Source organism: Pseudomonas sp. EL_65y_Pfl1_R83, assembly GCF_963970695.1.
GTDB lineage: Bacteria > Pseudomonadota > Gammaproteobacteria > Pseudomonadales > Pseudomonadaceae > Aquipseudomonas > Aquipseudomonas tritici.
This window is the reverse complement of record NZ_CAXAQI010000329.1, coordinates 1-483: the sequence shown is the minus strand read 5'-3', so window position 1 is coordinate 483 and position 483 is coordinate 1. Positions and strand designations below refer to the sequence as shown.

Below are 483 nucleotides of genomic sequence, written 5' to 3'. Positions count from 1 at the left end.
CCGAAACGGTGACCTTGTTATGATCGTTCACCGCGATGTCGGCCAGTGCGAGGCGACCGTTCATGACGAAGCTTGCGTCGGTCTTGGTCGGCTCGAGCTGGAAGCTGTACTGGCTGCTCGAATAGTTGCCGTCGAGGTGCAGGCGAACGCTCGCGTCGCCAACGTTGATCGGCACGACATAGTCGATTGCGCCCGACGCCGCATTCTTAGGCGTGTACACGATGTAGAGCTGCTGCGCCGGAGCACCCGGTGCCAGCGGGTTCACCGCCGACGGTGCACGCCAGTAGGTATAGGCATACGAACCGGTCAGCGTCAGTTCCGGGATCGGCTTCACCGTCAGATCGACTTCAACACCACGGATCTTGCTGTTGCCAGCGTTCGTGGTCTGCTCGATGTGGGTCCCGTTGGTCACGCTCTTGCCGTCCGTATCGAAATAATCGAAGTCGAACTGCGTGTTGGTGCGATCCATGATGTAGTTGGCGA

1 protein-coding gene is annotated in these 483 nt (G+C 59.4%); it reads right to left on the bottom strand.

What is annotated here, in order from left to right:
• Positions 1 to 483, bottom strand: a 483-nt coding sequence (locus AACY08_RS29125) for a TonB-dependent receptor domain-containing protein (RefSeq protein ID WP_339472541.1), incomplete at both ends; no start/stop codon positions are given.